Here is a 17,730-nt window from a genome sequence, read left to right as displayed (position 1 = left end):
GGCGCTACCTCTTCACTTCGTAGGAGACGGTTGCGGAACCGGCCTGGGAGGCGGCCCGGTAGAGCATGCGGGAGCGGTCGAACCGGTTTTCCAAAACCGTGGTCGCCGCGTCGTCGGCCGGTGGCGGCATGTCGAAGAGCAGCCAGTCCGGAGCCAGGCCCAGGTCCGCTTCCACAAGCCTTGGCACGGCTCCGGCTTCCACCCGCAGGGCCACGGCGTAGCCCTTGGCCTTGAGCTTGGCCGCAGCCTGGATCAGCCGGCCGAGATCCTCGGGCTTGCCAAGGGTCAGCACGAAGCCGCGCAGGAGCCGGGAGAAGACCAGACCGGCCGGAGCGTCGGCCACCCGGGCCAGAGCTTCCTCCACCACGGCCGGGTCCTGGCCGGACAGGTCGAGATGGACCTCCACGCCGCCGGCCGCGGCGGTGATGAGCGCGGCGGCGTCGCGCAGGGGATCGGCCTCCAGGCTGTCCGTGGGCAGCACCACGGCGGTAAGCGTGCGGGCGTCGCCCAGGGGCACATCGGCGATGTTTTGGGCGCTTATCCAACGCGGCGGAAAGGTGGCCAGGCGCATTTCGGAGAAGCCGGCGGCCTGGGGAGCGGCGTCGCTCTCGTCGCTGGCGCCCAGGGCCAGGCTGCCCCGGCGGGTCTCGGCGGTGAGCGGGATGGGATAGTTGGCCACGGCCTTGCCGTCCACGGAAAGCAGCAGCCGGTTGCCCTTGACGCAGGCGTCCAGGGCAACCGATCCGGCGTGGTCCAGGGGCAGGACGTACTGGAAGATGGTATTAAGCGTCGGGCCGGTCTTTTCCTGGACCGTCACCCGCTGGGCCGTGACCCGGATGCGCAGGAAGGACTCGAAGTCGCGGTAGCGGAGGTAGACCAGGGCCGCGCCGTCGCCCTCGGGGGGCATGGCCTTGAGCTGCACGGTGAAGTTCTCGAAACCCTCGGTGCCGCGCAGGCGGGCGAAACCGTCCTTGCCGGCGGGCGGGGTCAGGGCCAGGGTGTCGCCCAGGGCGGTCAGCTCGCCCAGGGTCGTTTGCCACAGGCCCTGGCGTACGGTCTGGGTGAAGTCCATGTAGCGCGAGCGGGGCTGGCGGGATTCGATTTCCAGCAGCAGCCGTTCGGCGCTCCAGTCCGGAGCGACCTGCATCCGGGTCAGCCGCCGGGGATCGACGTCGCGGCTGTTGTAGGTCTCGCCGATGCGGGTAAAGGCCAGGGGGAAGTTGGCGGCCAGGGCCTCGGCGTTAGGCCGGGCAAGGGCTTCGGGGAGGCTCACGCCCAGGGTGTTGGCCGGCATGAAGACGTAGCCCTGGGGCGTGACCTTGCCGAGAGTCTCGATGGAGCTCCGGGCCAGGGTGAAATCCTCGGCCACCCGGACGCCAAAGGCTTCCAAGCTCTCCTCGGGCCGGCCAGGGGCGGCGGCCAGACGTTCGGTCAGGTAGTAGGCGTAGCCGCCCGAGGGGGTCTGGTTGATGAGTTCGGAATGGAAACCCATGGCCCCGACGTCCCAGAAGGGATTGTCGGCGATCTTGCGCAGCTCGTTTTGGCGCACGAAAAACCGGTTCCAGCCGGTCAGATGGTCGCCATAGAGGTAGAGCGCAGCGTTAAACCCGACACCGGTCAGCACCGGCTGGCTGAACAGCACGCTGTCCTTGCGGCCGCCTTCGAACATCAGATAGAGGGCCTTTTCCGGAAGCGGCTTGTTTTTGGTATAAAAATCAACAAGATCATCTGTTGTGACGGTTTCATAGCCAGCCTTGGCCAAGGCGGCGAGCTGTTCGCGCAACCGCTCCTTGGTGACCAGGGAATGGACGCGTTCGTCGATGGTGATGCCGCCGTAGCTTAAGGCCACGAAACCATCGCGCTGGGTCCAGGCAGCCCGGTCATGGACCGGCGGCGTTTCACGCCGAAATGCCGTCTGGTAGATGAAATAGCCAAATACGATCAGGATGGCGTATTGTAAGAGGTAGCGAAAGCATTTTCTCATGGCGTACGTCCCGTGTCTGAAGGATTGTTGCCTTTACCGGGGCGGCTAGCCCATGGCCATGGACTTGTCGTACTTGGACGCCCGTGTGCCCCACTCCGACTTCCAAAAGGTGAGCAAGGCCCAGACGATCTGCCACAGGAGTACGAAGAGGTAGAAAAAGCAGAAGGGCACGCCGTAAAGCCACAGATTGGACCGCTTAAGCAGCAGATAGGACGTGCACATCAGCACACTCATAAGGAGCACGCCGGCCAAATACATGGTGGGCCAGATGCCGTAGGCGGCGGGCATGAAGACAAAGGCCCGCAGCACCACCACCGGGGCCATGACCGGCAAAATAAGGCCCAGGTAGAAGGAGATGGCCATGAAGGGTTCCTTGAGCCACATGAACTTGCAGGCCCGCAGACTCTCGCGCAGCCAGGAGCGTTTCCAGCGCATCTGTTGGGTAAAGAACTTGCCGTAGGTGGAGGGCACGATGGTGTTGCACACGGCGGTGTGCTGGTACACGGCGTAGTGGCTGCCCAGGATGAAGTTGGTCAGACTGCGGTCATCGCCGAAGGTGGCCGGCCGCCCCAGGAACGTCTGGCTCTCCCAGGCGTCAAGGTAGCGCATGAGCACGGTCCGGCGGTAACAGGCCAGGGGGCCGGACAGGCAGGTGACCACGTCGAAGATGCTCTCGGCCGCCTTGAAGATGCGAAAGCCGATGAAATAGCGAACGGCCTGCATTCGCGTCAAAACGTTGGTCCACTTGTTTTCGACCTCACAGCGCCCGGCCGCGCCGCCGATGTGGGGGTCGTGAAAGGGCTGGACCACGTGGAGCACGGCATCGGGCTGCAGGAAGCTGTCGGAATCGACGAAGAGCACGAGCTCCCCTTTGGCCATGCGGGCTCCGGCGGCCAGGGCATGGCGCTTGCCCCGGTTTTCCGGGAAGGCATGGACAATGAGCCGGTCCCCGGCCTCGTCGTAAATCTTGTCGCGCACGGCCCGGGCCACGGCCACGGAGTTGTCGGAACTGCCGTCATCGACCACGATGACTTCGAGCAGTTCCTCGGGATAGAGTTGGTTGAGACAGCCGTGGATGGTCTTTTCGATCCACTCTTCCTCGTTGAAGCAGGGAATGACGATGGTGACGCTGGGCTGGTAGCCGGGCGTGATCTTGTAGGGCCGGTAGAGGGCGGCGAAGAAAAAGCGCGACAGCAGATAGAACACGGCGCACAGGCCGTAGAGAAAAACCGGCACGTCGAACCAGAAGTAGAAAATGCTCTCCTTTTTGATGAACCACACCCCGATCAGGGCCAGCAGGATGCCCAGGAGGGACGCTGTCTCGAAATACCGCCAGCGTTTACGGCGAAGATACTGCGACAGCGGGTTGGCGAACTCGAAACCGACATGCCCCGAGGCCGAATCCACCCGCACCACCCGGGCCGGCAGCTTGACAAAGGATTCAAAACCTTCGGGCATGGTGCCGGCGCTCAAAAAAAATCGCAGCACCGCATTGTCGCCGACCCGCAGCGGCTTGTCCGGCACAAGCAGCATGCCGCCCTCGGAGATGTCCACAGTTCGTCCGGAAGTATAGCGGTACTTGCCGTCGGCGCTGTAGACGTCGGTCTGCCCTTGGGAGAAATAGCGCGGCCCGGAAAGACGCCGCGTGTGCTGCTTTGAGGGTATGTCCGGAAGAAAACGGCGATCAGGTTTTTGTCTGGGAAATACTTCCGTCATGGATGCGCCCTCCAAAGCTGCACGGTGTCGAAGCATCGGATCCGGTCAAACCGCTCTCGGGCTACAATCACCGGAGCGGCGTTTCACTTTGTTACAATCTGCGACGTGCCGTAGCGTCCAACCTGGCGCCGGCCAGGACCGGTTTCGCTCGGCCTGCCTTACGGCCTGAACACAACACACTTGAAATATTTACTTCTCAACAACCCCGCCGGCCCCTAGCCGGCCAGTTCCACTTCACGGCCAGGGCCAAACGCCTTACGCAGCGAATAATTGCAAATCTGAAGCCACAGAAAATCGGACAGCCGCCGCCTCCATCGTTCATGGAACACGGCAGGTCGTTACAATACAAACGGCATTGCCGCAGCATGTCGCTGCGGCTGCAATAAGGGAGGAAAGAAGCCGGGAGGGTTACTGTAACAACAGCAGAAGAAGCGGAGCCGGGGTTAATGCACCAGAAGCGGTCCCGCTTTGGTAGAGGCCGACCGAGGGGGTTGTTCCGGCCGGCACGCTCTGGCCGCCGAAATCCGTCCTGGTCGTGGCGTAGGCGGTGCCGGCTGCCAAAAGCGTCGAACCGGCAAGGGGACGGTAATTGGCGATGTCGGGCCAGACCGTGCGCGTGTAGACGAGGTTCGCGACGGATTGGGCGTTGGCCGCCAGATAGGCCTGGATGTCGGCCAGGGTGGCCACGGTGATGTCCTGGTCAGCGGCAATCAGCGCCAGCAGCGCCGACCATTCGGACAGGGAGTATTCATTGGCCCCGTGGCTGAAAAGCGAGATCGCCGCGCCGTTGAACTTGGCCCATTCCAAAAAGGCCGACACCCGGCGGGCCAAGGTCGTGGCGTCGAGGTTGCGGCCAAAGACGTTGCCGGGCTGCACGGCCCAGATGTTGAGCGCGTCGTAACCGCCCGGCGTGGTCCCGGTATAGAAGCCGCCCATGGCGCTGGAACCTTCATAGCCGCTGCGGGCGGCACTGTAACCGGCCCCGGCCACGGCGGCCCGCACCGTGGCGTCCTCGCCGAGGAAGGGATAGACGAAGCTCGTGCAAACATAGGAGCCGCCGCCGGCGGCGGCGGAGAGATTGGCCTCGATGGTCGCCTTGGGCGCGGTGATTTCATCGGCGAAAAACTGGGCGTCGTCGCGCAGCAGGTTCGCGGTGACATTTTGAATGGATACGCCGGCCACCTGAGCCAGATCCCGGGCCAGCACCGGGGCGCTGGTGTAGGTGGTGCCGGCGATGGTGATCAGCTCGCAGTTGAAACCGGACTTGGCGTTGATCGCGGTGCAGACCTCGCCGATGGTGTCGGTTGCGGCAGCGCTCAGGTTCAGGCTGAAGTTGGCCACAGGATCGCCGACGGCGGAAACCGCCAGCGAGGTGGCCGGCGTCCCCGTGCCGCCGCCGTCGATGGTGACGGCGGCGCTCGTGCCCGAACCCGAATAGGTGAGCTGCATCAGCTTGTTTTCGGGCAAATAGACATGCCGGGCGCTGTGGGCGGCCACCTCGTGGCCGGCGTTGACCAGGGGCTGCAGCGTGGACCAGTCGCCGGAGGTCGCGTCGGCGGCGTCCACGGCCGAGGTCATTTTCATGCCGTAGCTGCTGTTGGCCAGGGCGGCCACCTGGGCGAAAAACCCGACGTTGGCGGCGTCGTCGATGCCGAGATTGAGCAGCGCCGGCCGGCGGCCGTGGGTGAGCTTGGGCGAGCCGGGAGTCAAGGGGGAAACTTCGGTGACGGCGCCGATGTACTTGACGCCGGTCATATCCACCGGGGCCTTGTCCTGGATGAGGCAGTTGGTCAGGGTCACCGGGGCGACCGCGCTTTGATTTTCGATCACCGCATTGGCGGCAAAGCCGTTGCCCAGGGCCAGACAGTTGGTCAGATGGACGCCGTTCGGCACGGTGGCGACATAGTCGCTGGACGAGTTGAGGTACAGCATGTCGCCCCAAAAACCGGCCAGGAGGCAGTTGTTGAAATCGATCCGCGAGGCGGTCACGACGTTGATGTAGCCGTATTCCATGTCGCCAAGCAGGCAGTAGTCGAAGACAATGGGCGCGCCGGTTCCGGCGTTGAGCTGGATTACGGCCGAGTAGACCCGGTCGCCCCGGCGGGCTTCCTGAATGGTGGTGCGCGAAAAAGTCGCGCCGCCCGTGCCGACGTTAAGCAGCTTCTGGCCCGGGCCGATGACGCACTGCTCGAAAGTGGGTGCGCCACCGGTGATGGTCACCACGTACTTGTCGGCGGCGTTTTGGGAACCGTCAAAGGTCATGCGCCGCCAGACCGTCTGGTGGGCCGAGGTCAGCACGCTCGATCCGGCCGAACCGAGCACCCGCACCGTCCCGTTTTTGCCTTCTGTCTCGCTGCCGACCACGGTGACGCCCGCGCTGACCGTGGTCAGGGATTCGGCGTAGGTCCCGCCGGCCACCTCCACGGTGTCGCCCGAATCGGCGGCATTGAGGCCGGCCTCGATGGTTTTAAAAGCAGTGGCCCAGGATGCGCCGTTGCCGCTGGAAGCGACGGCCGCGTCCACGTACCACGTCGCGGCGCTGGCGGCGGCGGCCAGGGACAGAGCCGCGACCAAGACGAGCCCGAGGGCCAGGATACCACGTCCAACATGACGAAGCCGGCAAGAAGCGTGAGTCCTGTTTTCCATTTTTCCCTTATAGGGAATTCTCCTCCACAAGCAATGGTGCTGCGGGGTGTTCCTCGAAAAAGCGAAACCGGCCCTTGGGCCGGTTTCGCAAGCAGCCTGCCGGACCAACGCACGGCCCGACGTTTCACTTTCTTATTTCGTTAATCGGCAATCCGGGGTTTGAGCACGGCGTCGGCCAGGCGCGACAGCACGAAACAGCAGGCAACCACCAGGGAAACCAAGACAAGCTTTTCGACAAACATGGGTATACCCTCCGATTGTCGAATCAAGCAGCAACCTCCGTGCCACTTTACGCCATTAACAAACGCGCCCCGGATACTTCAGGGGCGCGTTTTTGGTCGCATTGCCCGGGCCGCAAGCGGCCCGGGGCGGGGATGTGGAGGCCTCCCCTGCCCTGCACGCCGGGATAGCCGGCGACGGCACGGCAAAGCCATGCATGCGGCCGCCGAGCTGATTGACGAAGCCGCCTCGCCGGCACGGCGACGCCCCGGCTCAGGCGTCCTTGGCCGTTCGCGGCAACACGGCGTTTAAAACCACGCCGACCACGCCGGCCAGGCCGATGCCTTCCAGATGGATGCCGCCAAAGGAAAAGGCCATCTTGCCCATGCCCAGGACGATGACCAGGGCCACGATGGCCATGTTGCGCGGCTCCATGAGATCGGCCCCCTCGCGCACCAGGGAGTTGAGCCCGACCACCATGATGGCCCCGAACAGCAGCAACATGATGCCGCCCATGACCGGGGTGGGGATGGTCTGGAGCAGCGCCCCGAGCTTGCCGATAAAGGCCAGGCAGACGGCGGTGACGGCGGCCCAGGTCATGAGCGCCGGGTTATAAATTTTGATCAACGACACCGCGCCCGTGACTTCGGCGTAGGTGGTGAGCGGCGGTCCGCCCAGGCAGCCGGCCAGGAAGGTGGCCACGCCGTCGCCCATGAGCGACCGGTGGACGCCGGGGTTTTCCAGATAGTTGCGGCCCGTCACCTGGCCGATGGCGATGACGCCGCCAAAATGCTCGATGATGGGGGCGATGGCCACGGGCACGATGACCAGGATGGCGTCGATATTGAATTCCGGCCCGACAAAGGACGGCATGGCGAACCAGGGCGCGGCGGCCACGGGGGCGAAATCGACCAGGCCCAAAAACAGGCTGGCCACATAGCCCGCGCCGATGCCGCACAGGATGGGCACGAGCTTGAGCAGTCCCCGGCCCCGGATGGCCACCAGCACGGTGACGGCCAGGGAGAAAAACGACACGCCCATGGCCGTGGCCTGGGGATAGAGCACGGCCGCGCCGTCGCCGGTCTTGCCCATGGCCATGAACACCCCGACCGGAGCCAGGATCAGGCCGATGACCATGATGACCGGGCCGGTGACGATGGTGGGCAGAAGCTTCATGAGAATGCCCACACCGCGCCATTTGATGAGCGCCGCCGCCCCGGCGTAGGCTAGTCCCACGCAGGCCAGGGCCCCGAGGGTGGCCGGCACGCCGTAGGTTTTGACGCAAAACATGATGGGCGCGATGAAGGCGAACGAGGAACCGAGAAAAATCGGAATGCGGAACTTGGTCAGCACCTGATAAATGAGCGTGCCCACGCCGGCGCAAAAAAGGGCCACGTTGGGATTAAGGCCTGTTAAAAGCGGCACCAGCACCAGCGCCCCGAAGGCCACGAAAAGCATTTGCGCGCCCACGGGAAAATCCCGCAGCCGCAGTTGGTAGTCCTTGCCCGTGTCCAAAGCCATGTCTCCCTCCTTGCGCCGCGCCCGGAAACGCCCGGGCGCGCCCCCTATTTGGTGCCGAAAATCTTGTCTCCCGCGTCGCCCAGCCCCGGCAGGATGTAGCCGTTTTCATTGAGCCGCTCGTCAATGGCGGCGGTGTAGACCTCGACGTCGGGATGCTCTTTCTCCAGCCGGGCCAGCCCCTCGGGGGCGCAGACCAAAAACAAGCCCATGATGCGGCGGCAGCCGGCTTCCTTGAGCAGGTTGATGGTGGCCACAAGCGTGCCGCCGGTGGCCAGCATGGGGTCGAGGATCATGGCGTGGCGCTTGTGGATTTTTTTGGCCAGCTTAACGTAGTAGCGCACCGGTTCGAGGGTTTCCTCGTTGCGGTACATGCCGACCACGCTGACCTTGACGCCGGGGATCATGTCCACGACGCCGTCCATCATGCCAAGGCCGGCCCGCAGGATGGGCACCACGGTGATTTTCTTGCCCACGAGCTGGTCCACTTCCACCGGGCCGGCCCAGCCGTGGATCGTCTTTTTTTCGGTGGGCAGGGACTTGGTGGCTTCGTAGGTGAGCAGCCGGCCGATTTCGTTGGCCAGTTCGCGGAAATTTTTCGTGCTGATGTTGTTTTCGCGCAACAAGCCGAGCTTGTGGCGCACCAGCGGATGGTCGACGACGGTGACGGGCATGGACGCGCTCCTGGGTTATGGGTGGGACAGGGGCCGGATCAGCGTTATCGCTTCCCGGGCCTAGCATGAAACGGCCTTCCCAGGCCATGGGCAAGACGCGCCCGGCGGAGTTGTGCCGGCTTGGCCGGGTCCGGTCAAGAAAAATGGGAGGCGACCCCAAGGCCGCCTCCCATACTGTCTTCATTCGGGAGGTGACGCGCTAGCCGGCCTTGAGGGAATCCACCAGCCGGGTGAGGCTTTCGGCCTGCTCGGCCAGTTCTTCCACCGAACCGGCGGCCCGGGCCATGGACTGGGCCGTGTCGTCGGAAATACGGTTGATGTCCTCAACCGCCCGGTTGATCTGTTCGCTGGCCGCGGACTGTTCTTCCGAGGCCGTGGCGATGGAGCGCACCTGATCGGCGGAGCGCTCCACGATGGAGACGATCTCGCCCAGCACCTGCCCGGAGCGGCCGGCCAGGTCGGTGGCCTGGTCCACGGCCCGGGCCGCGCCTTCCACGCCCTCGATGCTGGCCCGGGCCCCGGCCTGGATGGCCCGCACGGCCGTGCCGACCTCGCTGGTGGCGGTCATGGTCTTTTCGGCGAGCTTTCGCACCTCGTCGGCAACGACCGCGAAGCCCCGGCCGGCCTCGCCGGCCCGGGCCGCCTCGATGGCGGCGTTAAGGGCCAGCAGGTTGGTCTGGTCGGCGATGTCGGAGATGACGCCGATGATGTTGCCGATGCCCTCGGCCTGGCGGCCGAGCTCGTCCATATGGCCGCGCAGCGCGGCGGCCCGCTCCTGGACGCCACCGATGGCGGACACCACCTGGCGCACCACGTCGGCCCCGACCTGGGCCTTGTCCCGGGCCGTGCCCGCGCCCAGAGCGGCTTCGGAGGCGTTTCTGGCCACCTCAAGCACGGTGGCGTTCATTTCTTCCATGGCCGTGGCCGTTTCTCCGGCGTGCTGGCGCTGGATGTCGGCCCCTTGCTTGGACTGGTCGATCTGGGAGGCCAAGTCCGAGGAGGCGGCGGCCACGGCCCGGGCCACGTCCTCAATGCGGGCGGCGGCGTCGAGGGATCCCCGGCGCTGGGCGGCGGCGGCCTCGGCCCGGGCCTGTTCAGCCTCGGCCACGGCGGCCCGGGCGCGATCGGCTTCGGCAGCGGCCTCGCGGCTCTTGTCCTCGGCCTGGGCGATCATCTTTTTGAGGTTGTCCACCATGCGGGTGAGCGCCCCGGCCAGCACGCCGATTTCGTCGGCCTGCTTGACGGCCAGACTCTGGGAGAAGTCGCCCTGGGCCACCTTCTCGGCAAAGCCGGCGGCCAGGCGAAGCGGCCGCACCATGCCGGCGGCGAAAAGCCACATGACGCCAAGGGCCAGGATGGTGACGCCAAGCCCCACTCCGACCTGCCACAGGGCCGCTTGCCTGCCCTGGGCGGCCATGTCGGCGTCCAGGGCGTGGCGCTCGGCCAAAACGATGTCGGGATGCACCCGGATGAGCACGGCCCAGGGGCGGTCGGTGCGGCCCAGGTTGATGGTGGCCAAGGCTCGATAGTTGCCGGTGACGTCGCTGACGTCAGTGATGCTCTGGCCGGCCTTGACCGCCTTGGCCAGTTCCTCCCAGTCCTTGGAGATGGAGGACAGGGGCTGGCCCACGGCCTCGGGCTTTTCGCTGCTGGCCACGACCAGGCCGTCATGGCTCACGATGGCCACGTCGCCCTTGCCGCCGTAGAGATGCGTGTCGACCTTCTTGGCCAGCTCCTGGAGGAAATCCAGGCGCAGGTCGGTGCCGGCCACGCCCAGGAACTTGCCGTCCTTTTTGACGGGCACGGACAAGGTGGTCAGCCACTCCTGCTTGCCCTGGACGATGTAGGGGAAGGGATCGAGCACGCTTTCCTTGCCCGACTCGCGGGGCCAGAGGTACCAGCCGCCCTTGCGCACGCCGTTGGGGTGGCGGTCCTGGCTTTCGAACTCGACCAGGGGCTGGCGGGCGATCTTGCCGGCCTTGTCGCGGTTCCAGTAGGGCACGAACCGGCCGGTCTCGTCGTGGTCGTCCTTAGCCGCGCCGGCGTATTCGCCGTCGCGCCCGTCCAGGGCCCCCGGTTCCCAGGCGGAATACGTGCCCAGGTACTGAGGGTTGTTTTTCAGCACTTCGTTGAGAATCGTGTCGAGGGTGTCGCGCACGGTGTTCTTGATGCCTTCGCGGGAAGCCGTGGCCGCGGATTTCTCCCGCAACACCTCGAAGACCTTGCCCATGGTCCGGGCGGCCACGAGGTTGTCCTCCAGGGCGCTCTGGATGACGGCGGCCTGGCTGGCGGCCAGGCTGGCCAGGTTGCGCTTGGCCTCCTCTTCCAAGAGCTTGCCCACCCGCTGCGACACCAGGGCTTGGTTTTTACCGGCCGAATACAGGCTATAGCCGACCAGGGCGGCCGACGTCACGAGCAGACAGACGCCGGCAAGAAGCACGATCTTGGTTTGAATGGATTTGAGCTGCATGGGCTCCTCCTGCGGCGTCAGATGAAAACTACTATCATAAATATCGAAACCACTGCCGAAATGAAGATTACAAATGTATCATTCAATCATCGTTTCTGTCGTCGCCTGATGATTACCAAAGCGACAACAGGGCATTTTACGAGATACCATTCATGATTAGCTAGCGCAATACGGGAAAACCCAAACTTCACGATTTCGCTGGCCGTCTCCCCGTTGCCGTCGTCCAGCCATGGTCCGTCCCGACGCCGGCCGAGGCAGGCTTGAAGCAATGATCGGTTCATGGTACTGTTTTCTTTAGAACACCATTGCAGACAACACTCCCCCACCAGCCTGGAGGCCTCGTGCCCGTATCGCTCCGGCCCCATCTGCTCCTCCTGATCCTGGCCTGGCTGAGCCTGATGTCCGTGAACACGGTCCTCGCGGCCGAACTGGACCTGCCCCTGCTCGTCCCCTCCATCGCCACGCCCCCTGGCCGCGACAGCGACGGCGACGGCCTGCCGGACGTCTGGGAGCGAAACGGCTACACGGTGGACGGCGTCTTCGTGGACCTGCCCGGGATGGGGGCCGATCCCAGACACAAGGATCTGTTTGTCTGGATGGACTACATGGTGCGGCCGGACGCCACGAACTTGGCCCCGTCCCAGGCGGTCATCGACAACATCAAGGCGGTCTTCGCCAACGCGCCGGTGGCGAACCCTGACGGGACCACCGGCATCAGCATCCATCCCCTGCTCAAGTTCCAGGTTCCCTTCGCCGAAACCCTGGGTTCGGCTGACGACGAAAACAAGGTCTGGATCGATTTCGACGCCGTAAAAGCCCTGCATTTCCCGGCTGCCTACGCCAAATCCTTCCGGTACATGATCTGGGCCAATTCCTATGACGAGAGCTCGTCAAGCGGTCTGGCTCGAGGCATTCCGGCCACGGATTTCCTGGTGACCCTGGGCCTGTGGGAACCCGCCGGCGGCACGGACTGGGCAAGGCTCGGCACGTTTGTCCACGAGCTCGGCCATTGCCTGGGCCTGACCCACGGCGGCTCGGACCACGACAACTACAAGCCCAACTATTTAAGCGTCATGAACTATTTCTTCCAGATCACGGGCCTGTACAAGAACGGCGTCTGGGGCGACACATCGCAAAACCCCTTGCTTTTCGACTACCAACGCCTCGACACGCCCCCCCTTGACGAGAACAACCTCAACGAGCTGGCCGGGCTGGGCTCCGGCGTGACCGGCTACGGGACCAAATATTACGGCCCGGGTTCACCCGGCGAGTATGCCGTCGCCGACGCCAGCGGCTCCATCGACTGGAACAGGGACAGCGTGTACGAAACCGACGTCGCGGCCGACATCAACGGCGACGGCGTGCGCAACCAGCTGATCGCTCAGAACAACTGGCCGCATATCGATTACAACGCCGGCGGCCTTCTCGGCCCGGCCAGCACGCCCGCCGCCCGGGCCCAGGCCGACGCCGCGCCAAGACCCGACGCCCTGCGCCACGAACTGGATTTTGCCACCAGCCGCAAAATCGCCAATACGCGCGGCGCGGACACACCGGCCAACTGACGCCTTCGCCCCCGGCCCGACCGTCAAGGGCGGGCCGGGGGCGAAGGTAGGTACAACGGTCGCCCGCGCCCCGTGTCGCAGCCCTGGGGGATACGACAGTCATTATTCAGAAAAAGCATTGCCTTCGTCCTTTGACTGCGAAACGCCATGGGCGCTTTTCGTGGACGCGACACGAGACGAACGGCCATAACTTTTACGCCGCTCCCTGCTAGGAAGCCCTGGCCCGACTTCACCCGACAAACGAGAGGCCATGGACTCCTGGTTTTCCAGCCACTACGTGCAGGCCGCCCGCATCGCCTGCGGCCAACTGGCCCAACACATGCCCCTGGCCGGGACGAGAATCCTCGACTTCGGCTGCGGAGACGGCATCACCGCCGCCGGCGCGGCGGCCCTGGGCGTGGGGTTCGTGGTCGGCGTGGACGTCCATCCGTCCTTTGCCCACCTGCCCGAGCGTCTGGCCGCTAATACCGGCAGCCCCACGCCGCCCCCGAACCTGGCTTTTGTCCAGTCGGGACCGGACTGCCGCCTGCCCTTTGCCCCGGGTTCCTTCGACGCCGCCTACAGCTGGTCGGTCTTCGAGCACCTGCCGGACATCCCGGCCGCCCTGGAGGCCCTGCGCCTGGCCCTGCGTCCGGGCGGACATTGCCTCATCCAGATCGACCCGCTCTACTACTCGCCCTTCGGCTCCCATCTGCGGCGGCTCGTGGACATCCCCTGGGGCCATCTGCTCATGAGCACCGCCGCCTTCGTCGCTCTGGCCGAGGCCGCCGACGACCACGACGCCAACGCCGAAAAAGATGACCTGCTCTACGCCCAAAACGATTTTGCGGCCTATAAGCGCTACTTGGTGGAACAGTTCCTGGACCTTAATCGGCTCACCGTGCGCCAGCTCCTACACCATATAGAAGGCTCGGGGCTTACCCCGGTGCGCCTGAAAACCATGCCCGTCTCCCCGGAGCATATCCCGCCGCCGCAACTGTTGTGCGTCCATGCCCGGGACGATCTGCTGACCAGTACCGTCTATCTGGTCCTTCGCCGCTAGCGCCAAAGCCCTGTTGATACGTGGCTTCGGGACCAGGCTAGCCTCGCCGGCCAACGCGACGTCCCACCCTGCAAGGGTTCAAGACGCGGCGTCTCGGTCGACGGCTCTCGAAGCACGCCGACCTGTTTTCCGGCTCTGCGGCAGGGCGCCGGCCGCATTGCAATTTGGTCATGATCTTCCGTCAGACAACGGCCGTAACGCCCCCGGAAGCACGGGGCAGGGCTTAAAAACTCCGGCGATCCGTCGGCCCGTCACGCGCGCCGTGCGCGCCTGCAACGGCCCGGGCTGTTGCGCCGGCCCGGGCGTTGCGCCGGCGCGATGCAACCGACGCGCATTTTATGCCGCGCCATCTCTTGCGCTCCCCCGCACACCGTTATATTCCACGTGAAAATGTTCCGTTCGAGGAGGGATCCCATGAAAAAGTTCATCGTTTTCGCCGCTGCCCTGTCGCTCGCCCTGTCCGCCGCCCCGGCCTTCGCCAAGGGCAAGGCCAAAGCCGCCCCCAAAAAGACCTGGGAGTGCAAGGTCGGCGACAAGACCGTCATGACCGCCAGCGTCAATGAGTGCATGAAGATGGGCGGCATGGTCGCCAACTACCCCGGCCCGGACAAGGCTGCCGCCCCCAAGGCCAAAAAAGGCAAATAGTAGTTCGCGTTCTGTGAGGGGAGAACGCCGCCGCCCGGACTCCGGGAGGCGGCGTTTTTTTATGGACGGGCCTGGCACGTGTCGCGTGCGGGAAGTGCCGCGACACGCTCCGGCGCGAGGACGGACGGCAATCGGTATTGTTGCGCAGCCAAAAACATGCCTGTTTTTGGCTGCGCGCCGACTAGGAAAAAAACGTCTCGACCAGAAGCATGAGGTTGAGTCCGATAACCACCAGGGCCGTGACCGCCAGGAGCACGGTGGTGGAAGGCCGGTTGGCGTAGTGTCCCATGACCGTGCGGCGCGAGGTGAGGCTTATTTGCAGGATGATCGTCACCGGCAACTGCATGGACAGGGCGATCTGGGACCAGATGAGGCCCTTTAAGGGGTCGCCGACCAGCAGGATGGCCGCCGCGCCGCCAATAAGCGTCACGGCCACGCCCACGCGCGAATGGCTGTCGCGGATGTCGTAGGGTTCGCCGAAGATGCCGGCGAAGATGCTGCCCCCGGCCATGCCGGCCGTGACGCTGGAGGCCAGCCCGGCCAAAAGCAGGCTGACGGCGAACACCACCCCGGCCGCCGGCCCCAAAAGGGGTGTTAAAAGCGACTGGGCCTGCTCCAGCTCGGTCACTTCCAGCCCCCGGCCGAAAAAGGCGGCCGCGGCCAGCAGGATCATGGCGCTGTTGATGCAAAAGCCCACGCCCATGGAAAACAGCGTGTCCAGATACTCGTACTTGAGCTGGCGCTCGATCATCTCCGGCTCGTCAAGGTTCCACTGCCGGCTTTGGATCACTTCCGAGTGCAAAAAGAGGTTATGCGGCATGACCACCGCGCCAAGCACACTCATGACCACGGGCAGCGCCCCATCGGGCAGGCTGGGGCGCACCCAGCCCAGGGCCGCCGCGCCCCAGTCGATGTGGACCAGGGACAATTCGAAAAGAAAAGCCAGGCCGATAAGCGACACGCCGCCGATGATGAGCCGCTCAATACGCCGGTAGGATTTGCCGAAAAGCATCCACAAGGCCACGACCAGCGCGGCCAGGGTCCCCAGCCACAGCGGCAGGCCAAAGAGCATACGCAGCGCGATGGCCGCGCCCAAAAGCTCGGCCAGGGCCGTGGAGATCGAAGCCAGTACGGCCGTGCTCAGGGCCGTGGCCGCCACTCCCCTGGGCAAATGGCGCATGGCCGCCTCGGACAGGCACAGGCCCGTGGCGATGCCCAGATGGGCGGCGTTGTGCTGCAAGACGATAAGCATGATGGTGGACAGCGTCACCATCCACAGCAGACTGTAGCCGTAGTCGGCCCCGGCGGCCACGTTGGAAGCCCAGTTGCCCGGGTCGATAAATCCCACGGTCACAAGCAGCCCCGGGCCGATGTATTTAAATATTTCCAGGGCGGCCAACCGGGGCCGGCCATGGTCCCGAAACCGCGCCATATCCCACACGGCCGTGGCCAGCCGGCGAAACGCCTCCATCAGCACACCCCCTGACAGACACGGCGTCTCTTGACGCCAATGGTTGTCATCGATATTTTCCCGCCGGCAACTGTTGCTGCCGCCACAGAGAGAAACGCCATGGACCTTGCCTCCCGCTATGACATCGACAATGCCGTTGGTTATGCCGTAGGCCATGCCGCCGCCCGGATCAAGATCGCACTGCGCCGAGCCTTTCTGGCCGCCGGACACGACGTGACCCCGGACCAATGGGTGGTGCTCTACCGGCTGCTGGAAAATGAAGGGCTCACCCAGGTGGCACTGGGCGAACGCACCGTCAAGGACAAGACCACGGTCACCCGCATCCTGGACCGGCTGGAAGCCAGGGAGCTGCTCACGCGGCGACGCGCCCCGGACGACCGGCGCTCCCAGCGCCTCTACCTCACCGAGGCCGGCCGGACCCTGGCCCTGGCGCTTGTGCCCATCGTCCAGGCCTTTGCCGACGCCGCCTATGCCGATCTCACCGGGAACGACAAGGCCGTGCTGCGCGATCTGCTGACCCGCATCGAAGCCCGCCTCGACTGCCTGCCCGAAACCAAGGACGCCCCATGAAACTTTCCTTCCGTGCCAAGCACAAGCCCGAAGGCCAGCCGGCCGACCGCAAAAAACGCGTCCTGGTCCTGGCCGTGGCCGCCGTGGCCCTGCTGTCGCTGGGCTATTATCTCTACGCCCGGGGCAAGGTGTCCACCGACGACGCCTTCGTGGACGGCCGCATCCATCCCATCACGCCGCGGGTGGCCGGCTATGTTGATGAAGCGCCGGTGGAGGACAACCAGCTCGTGGCCGCCGGCGACGTGCTGGCCGTGCTGGACCCCACGGACTACGAAGTGGCCCTGGCCCAGGCCCGGGCCGATCTGGCCGCCGCCGAAAGCCAGCTGGCCGCCCAGGAACTGGGCGTGCCGCTGCAGCGCTCCCAGACCTCGTCCAAGGTCACCGGCGCCCGGGCCCAGCTCGAAAGCGAACAGCGCAGCCTGGACCAGGCCGTCAAGGAACGCGACGCCGCCGTGCAGGAGGCCGCCCAGATCGAGGCCCAGCTCGACCAGGACAAGCTCGACCACGCCCGCATCAGCCAGCTGCGCACCAAGGACGCCGTGTCCCAGTCCGATCTCGACAGCATCGAAAACAAGCGCCGGGCCCATGAGGCCCAGTTGCGGGCCGCCAAGGCCAAGGCCGACGGAGCCGGACGCCGCCTGGAGTCCATCGAGGCCGTCATCAAGCGGCTGCGCTCGGAAATCGAGCTGGCCCAGACCGGCGAGGAACAGGCCGTCATCCAGACCCGCGAGGCCGCGGCCCAGCGGGCCAAGGTGGAGCTGGCCCGCCAGAAGGTCAAACAGGCCGAGCTCAACTTGTCCTACACCCGCATCACCGCCCCGGTGGCCGGGCATGTGACCAAAAAGCAGATCGAATCCGGCCGGCTGGTGGCCGCCGGGCAGGCGCTTATGACCGTGGTGCCGCTGGATTCCAAGGAGCTGTGGGTCACGGCCAATTTCAAGGAAACCCAGCTGCGGGACGTGCGCCCGGGCCAGAGCGTGGACATCGAGGTGGACACCTTCCCGGGCCATGCCATCACCGGCACGGTGGAGTCCATCCAGGCCGGCACCGGCTCGGTGTTCTCGCTTTTCCCCTCGGAAAACGCCTCGGGCAACTACGTGAAAATCGTTCAGCGCATCCCGGTCAAGATCGTCTTTGACAAAAGCGCAGCCGACAAGCTGCCGCAACTGCGCCTGGGCATGAGCGTGGTGCCCGTGATCCACACCAACTAAGC

12 protein-coding genes are annotated in these 17,730 nt (G+C 65.0%); 5 read left to right on the top strand and 7 right to left on the bottom strand.

The features are described 5' to 3' along the window. Positions 1-4: 4 nt before the first annotated feature. From DMR_RS04085 to DMR_RS04060, 6 genes are all read right to left on the bottom strand, one after another. A complete protein-coding gene (locus DMR_RS04085) occupies positions 5-1,984 on the bottom strand; it encodes a hypothetical protein (RefSeq protein ID WP_012750408.1) in 1,980 nt (659 codons plus the stop codon). Between the two features lie 45 nt (positions 1,985-2,029). Next, positions 2,030-3,700 carry a glycosyltransferase gene (locus tag DMR_RS04080; protein ID WP_043600048.1) on the bottom strand — a complete coding sequence of 557 codons (1,671 nt, stop codon included), beginning with the start codon at positions 3,698-3,700 and terminating at the stop codon, positions 2,030-2,032. A gap of 408 nt (positions 3,701-4,108) precedes the next feature. Next, positions 4,109-6,274 (bottom strand): hypothetical protein, encoded by a 2,166-nt coding sequence (locus DMR_RS04075; RefSeq protein ID WP_232502872.1) that lies wholly within the window; start codon positions 6,272-6,274, stop codon positions 4,109-4,111. Positions 6,275-6,838: 564 nt separating this feature from the next. Beyond that, positions 6,839-8,086, bottom strand: coding sequence for a uracil-xanthine permease family protein (locus DMR_RS04070; protein ID WP_043600046.1), 1,248 nt, complete (start codon positions 8,084-8,086; stop codon positions 6,839-6,841). 44 nt (positions 8,087-8,130) lie between these two features. Next, positions 8,131-8,757, bottom strand: a complete 627-nt coding sequence (gene upp / locus DMR_RS04065; protein ID WP_012750404.1) for a uracil phosphoribosyltransferase — start codon at positions 8,755-8,757, stop codon at positions 8,131-8,133. Between the two features lie 199 nt (positions 8,758-8,956). Further along, a complete protein-coding gene (locus DMR_RS04060; protein ID WP_012750403.1) occupies positions 8,957-11,227 on the bottom strand; it encodes a methyl-accepting chemotaxis protein in 2,271 nt (756 codons plus the stop codon). Between the two features lie 341 nt (positions 11,228-11,568). On the opposite strand from DMR_RS04060, the gene DMR_RS04055 reads away from it, so the two are divergent. From DMR_RS04055 to DMR_RS04045, 3 genes are all read left to right on the top strand, one after another. Further along, positions 11,569-12,789, top strand: coding sequence for a binary toxin-like calcium binding domain-containing protein (locus DMR_RS04055; RefSeq protein WP_012750402.1), 1,221 nt, complete (start codon positions 11,569-11,571; stop codon positions 12,787-12,789). 250 nt (positions 12,790-13,039) lie between these two features. Further along, complete coding sequence (locus DMR_RS04050) at positions 13,040-13,831, top strand: methyltransferase domain-containing protein (RefSeq protein WP_012750401.1); 792 nt, start codon at positions 13,040-13,042, stop codon at positions 13,829-13,831. Between the two features lie 414 nt (positions 13,832-14,245). After that, positions 14,246-14,476 (top strand): hypothetical protein, encoded by a 231-nt coding sequence (locus DMR_RS04045; RefSeq protein WP_012750400.1) that lies wholly within the window; start codon positions 14,246-14,248, stop codon positions 14,474-14,476. Positions 14,477-14,657: 181 nt separating this feature from the next. On the opposite strand, the gene DMR_RS04040 is transcribed toward DMR_RS04045, so the two are convergent. Then, positions 14,658-15,947, bottom strand: coding sequence for an Nramp family divalent metal transporter (locus DMR_RS04040; protein WP_012750399.1), 1,290 nt, complete (start codon positions 15,945-15,947; stop codon positions 14,658-14,660). 99 nt (positions 15,948-16,046) lie between these two features. Between DMR_RS04040 and DMR_RS04035 the strand changes: the two genes are divergently transcribed. Beyond that, positions 16,047-16,517, top strand: coding sequence for a MarR family winged helix-turn-helix transcriptional regulator (locus DMR_RS04035; RefSeq protein ID WP_012750398.1), 471 nt, complete (start codon positions 16,047-16,049; stop codon positions 16,515-16,517). Next, a complete protein-coding gene (locus tag DMR_RS04030; protein WP_012750397.1) occupies positions 16,514-17,728 on the top strand; it encodes an HlyD family secretion protein in 1,215 nt (404 codons plus the stop codon). The genes DMR_RS04035 and DMR_RS04030 overlap by 4 nt, the downstream gene beginning before the upstream one ends. Positions 17,729-17,730: the final 2 nt, after the last annotated feature.

The organism is Solidesulfovibrio magneticus RS-1, assembly GCF_000010665.1.
Taxonomy (GTDB): domain Bacteria; phylum Desulfobacterota; class Desulfovibrionia; order Desulfovibrionales; family Desulfovibrionaceae; genus Solidesulfovibrio; species Solidesulfovibrio magneticus.
This window is presented reverse-complemented; position numbering and strand designations above follow the sequence as displayed.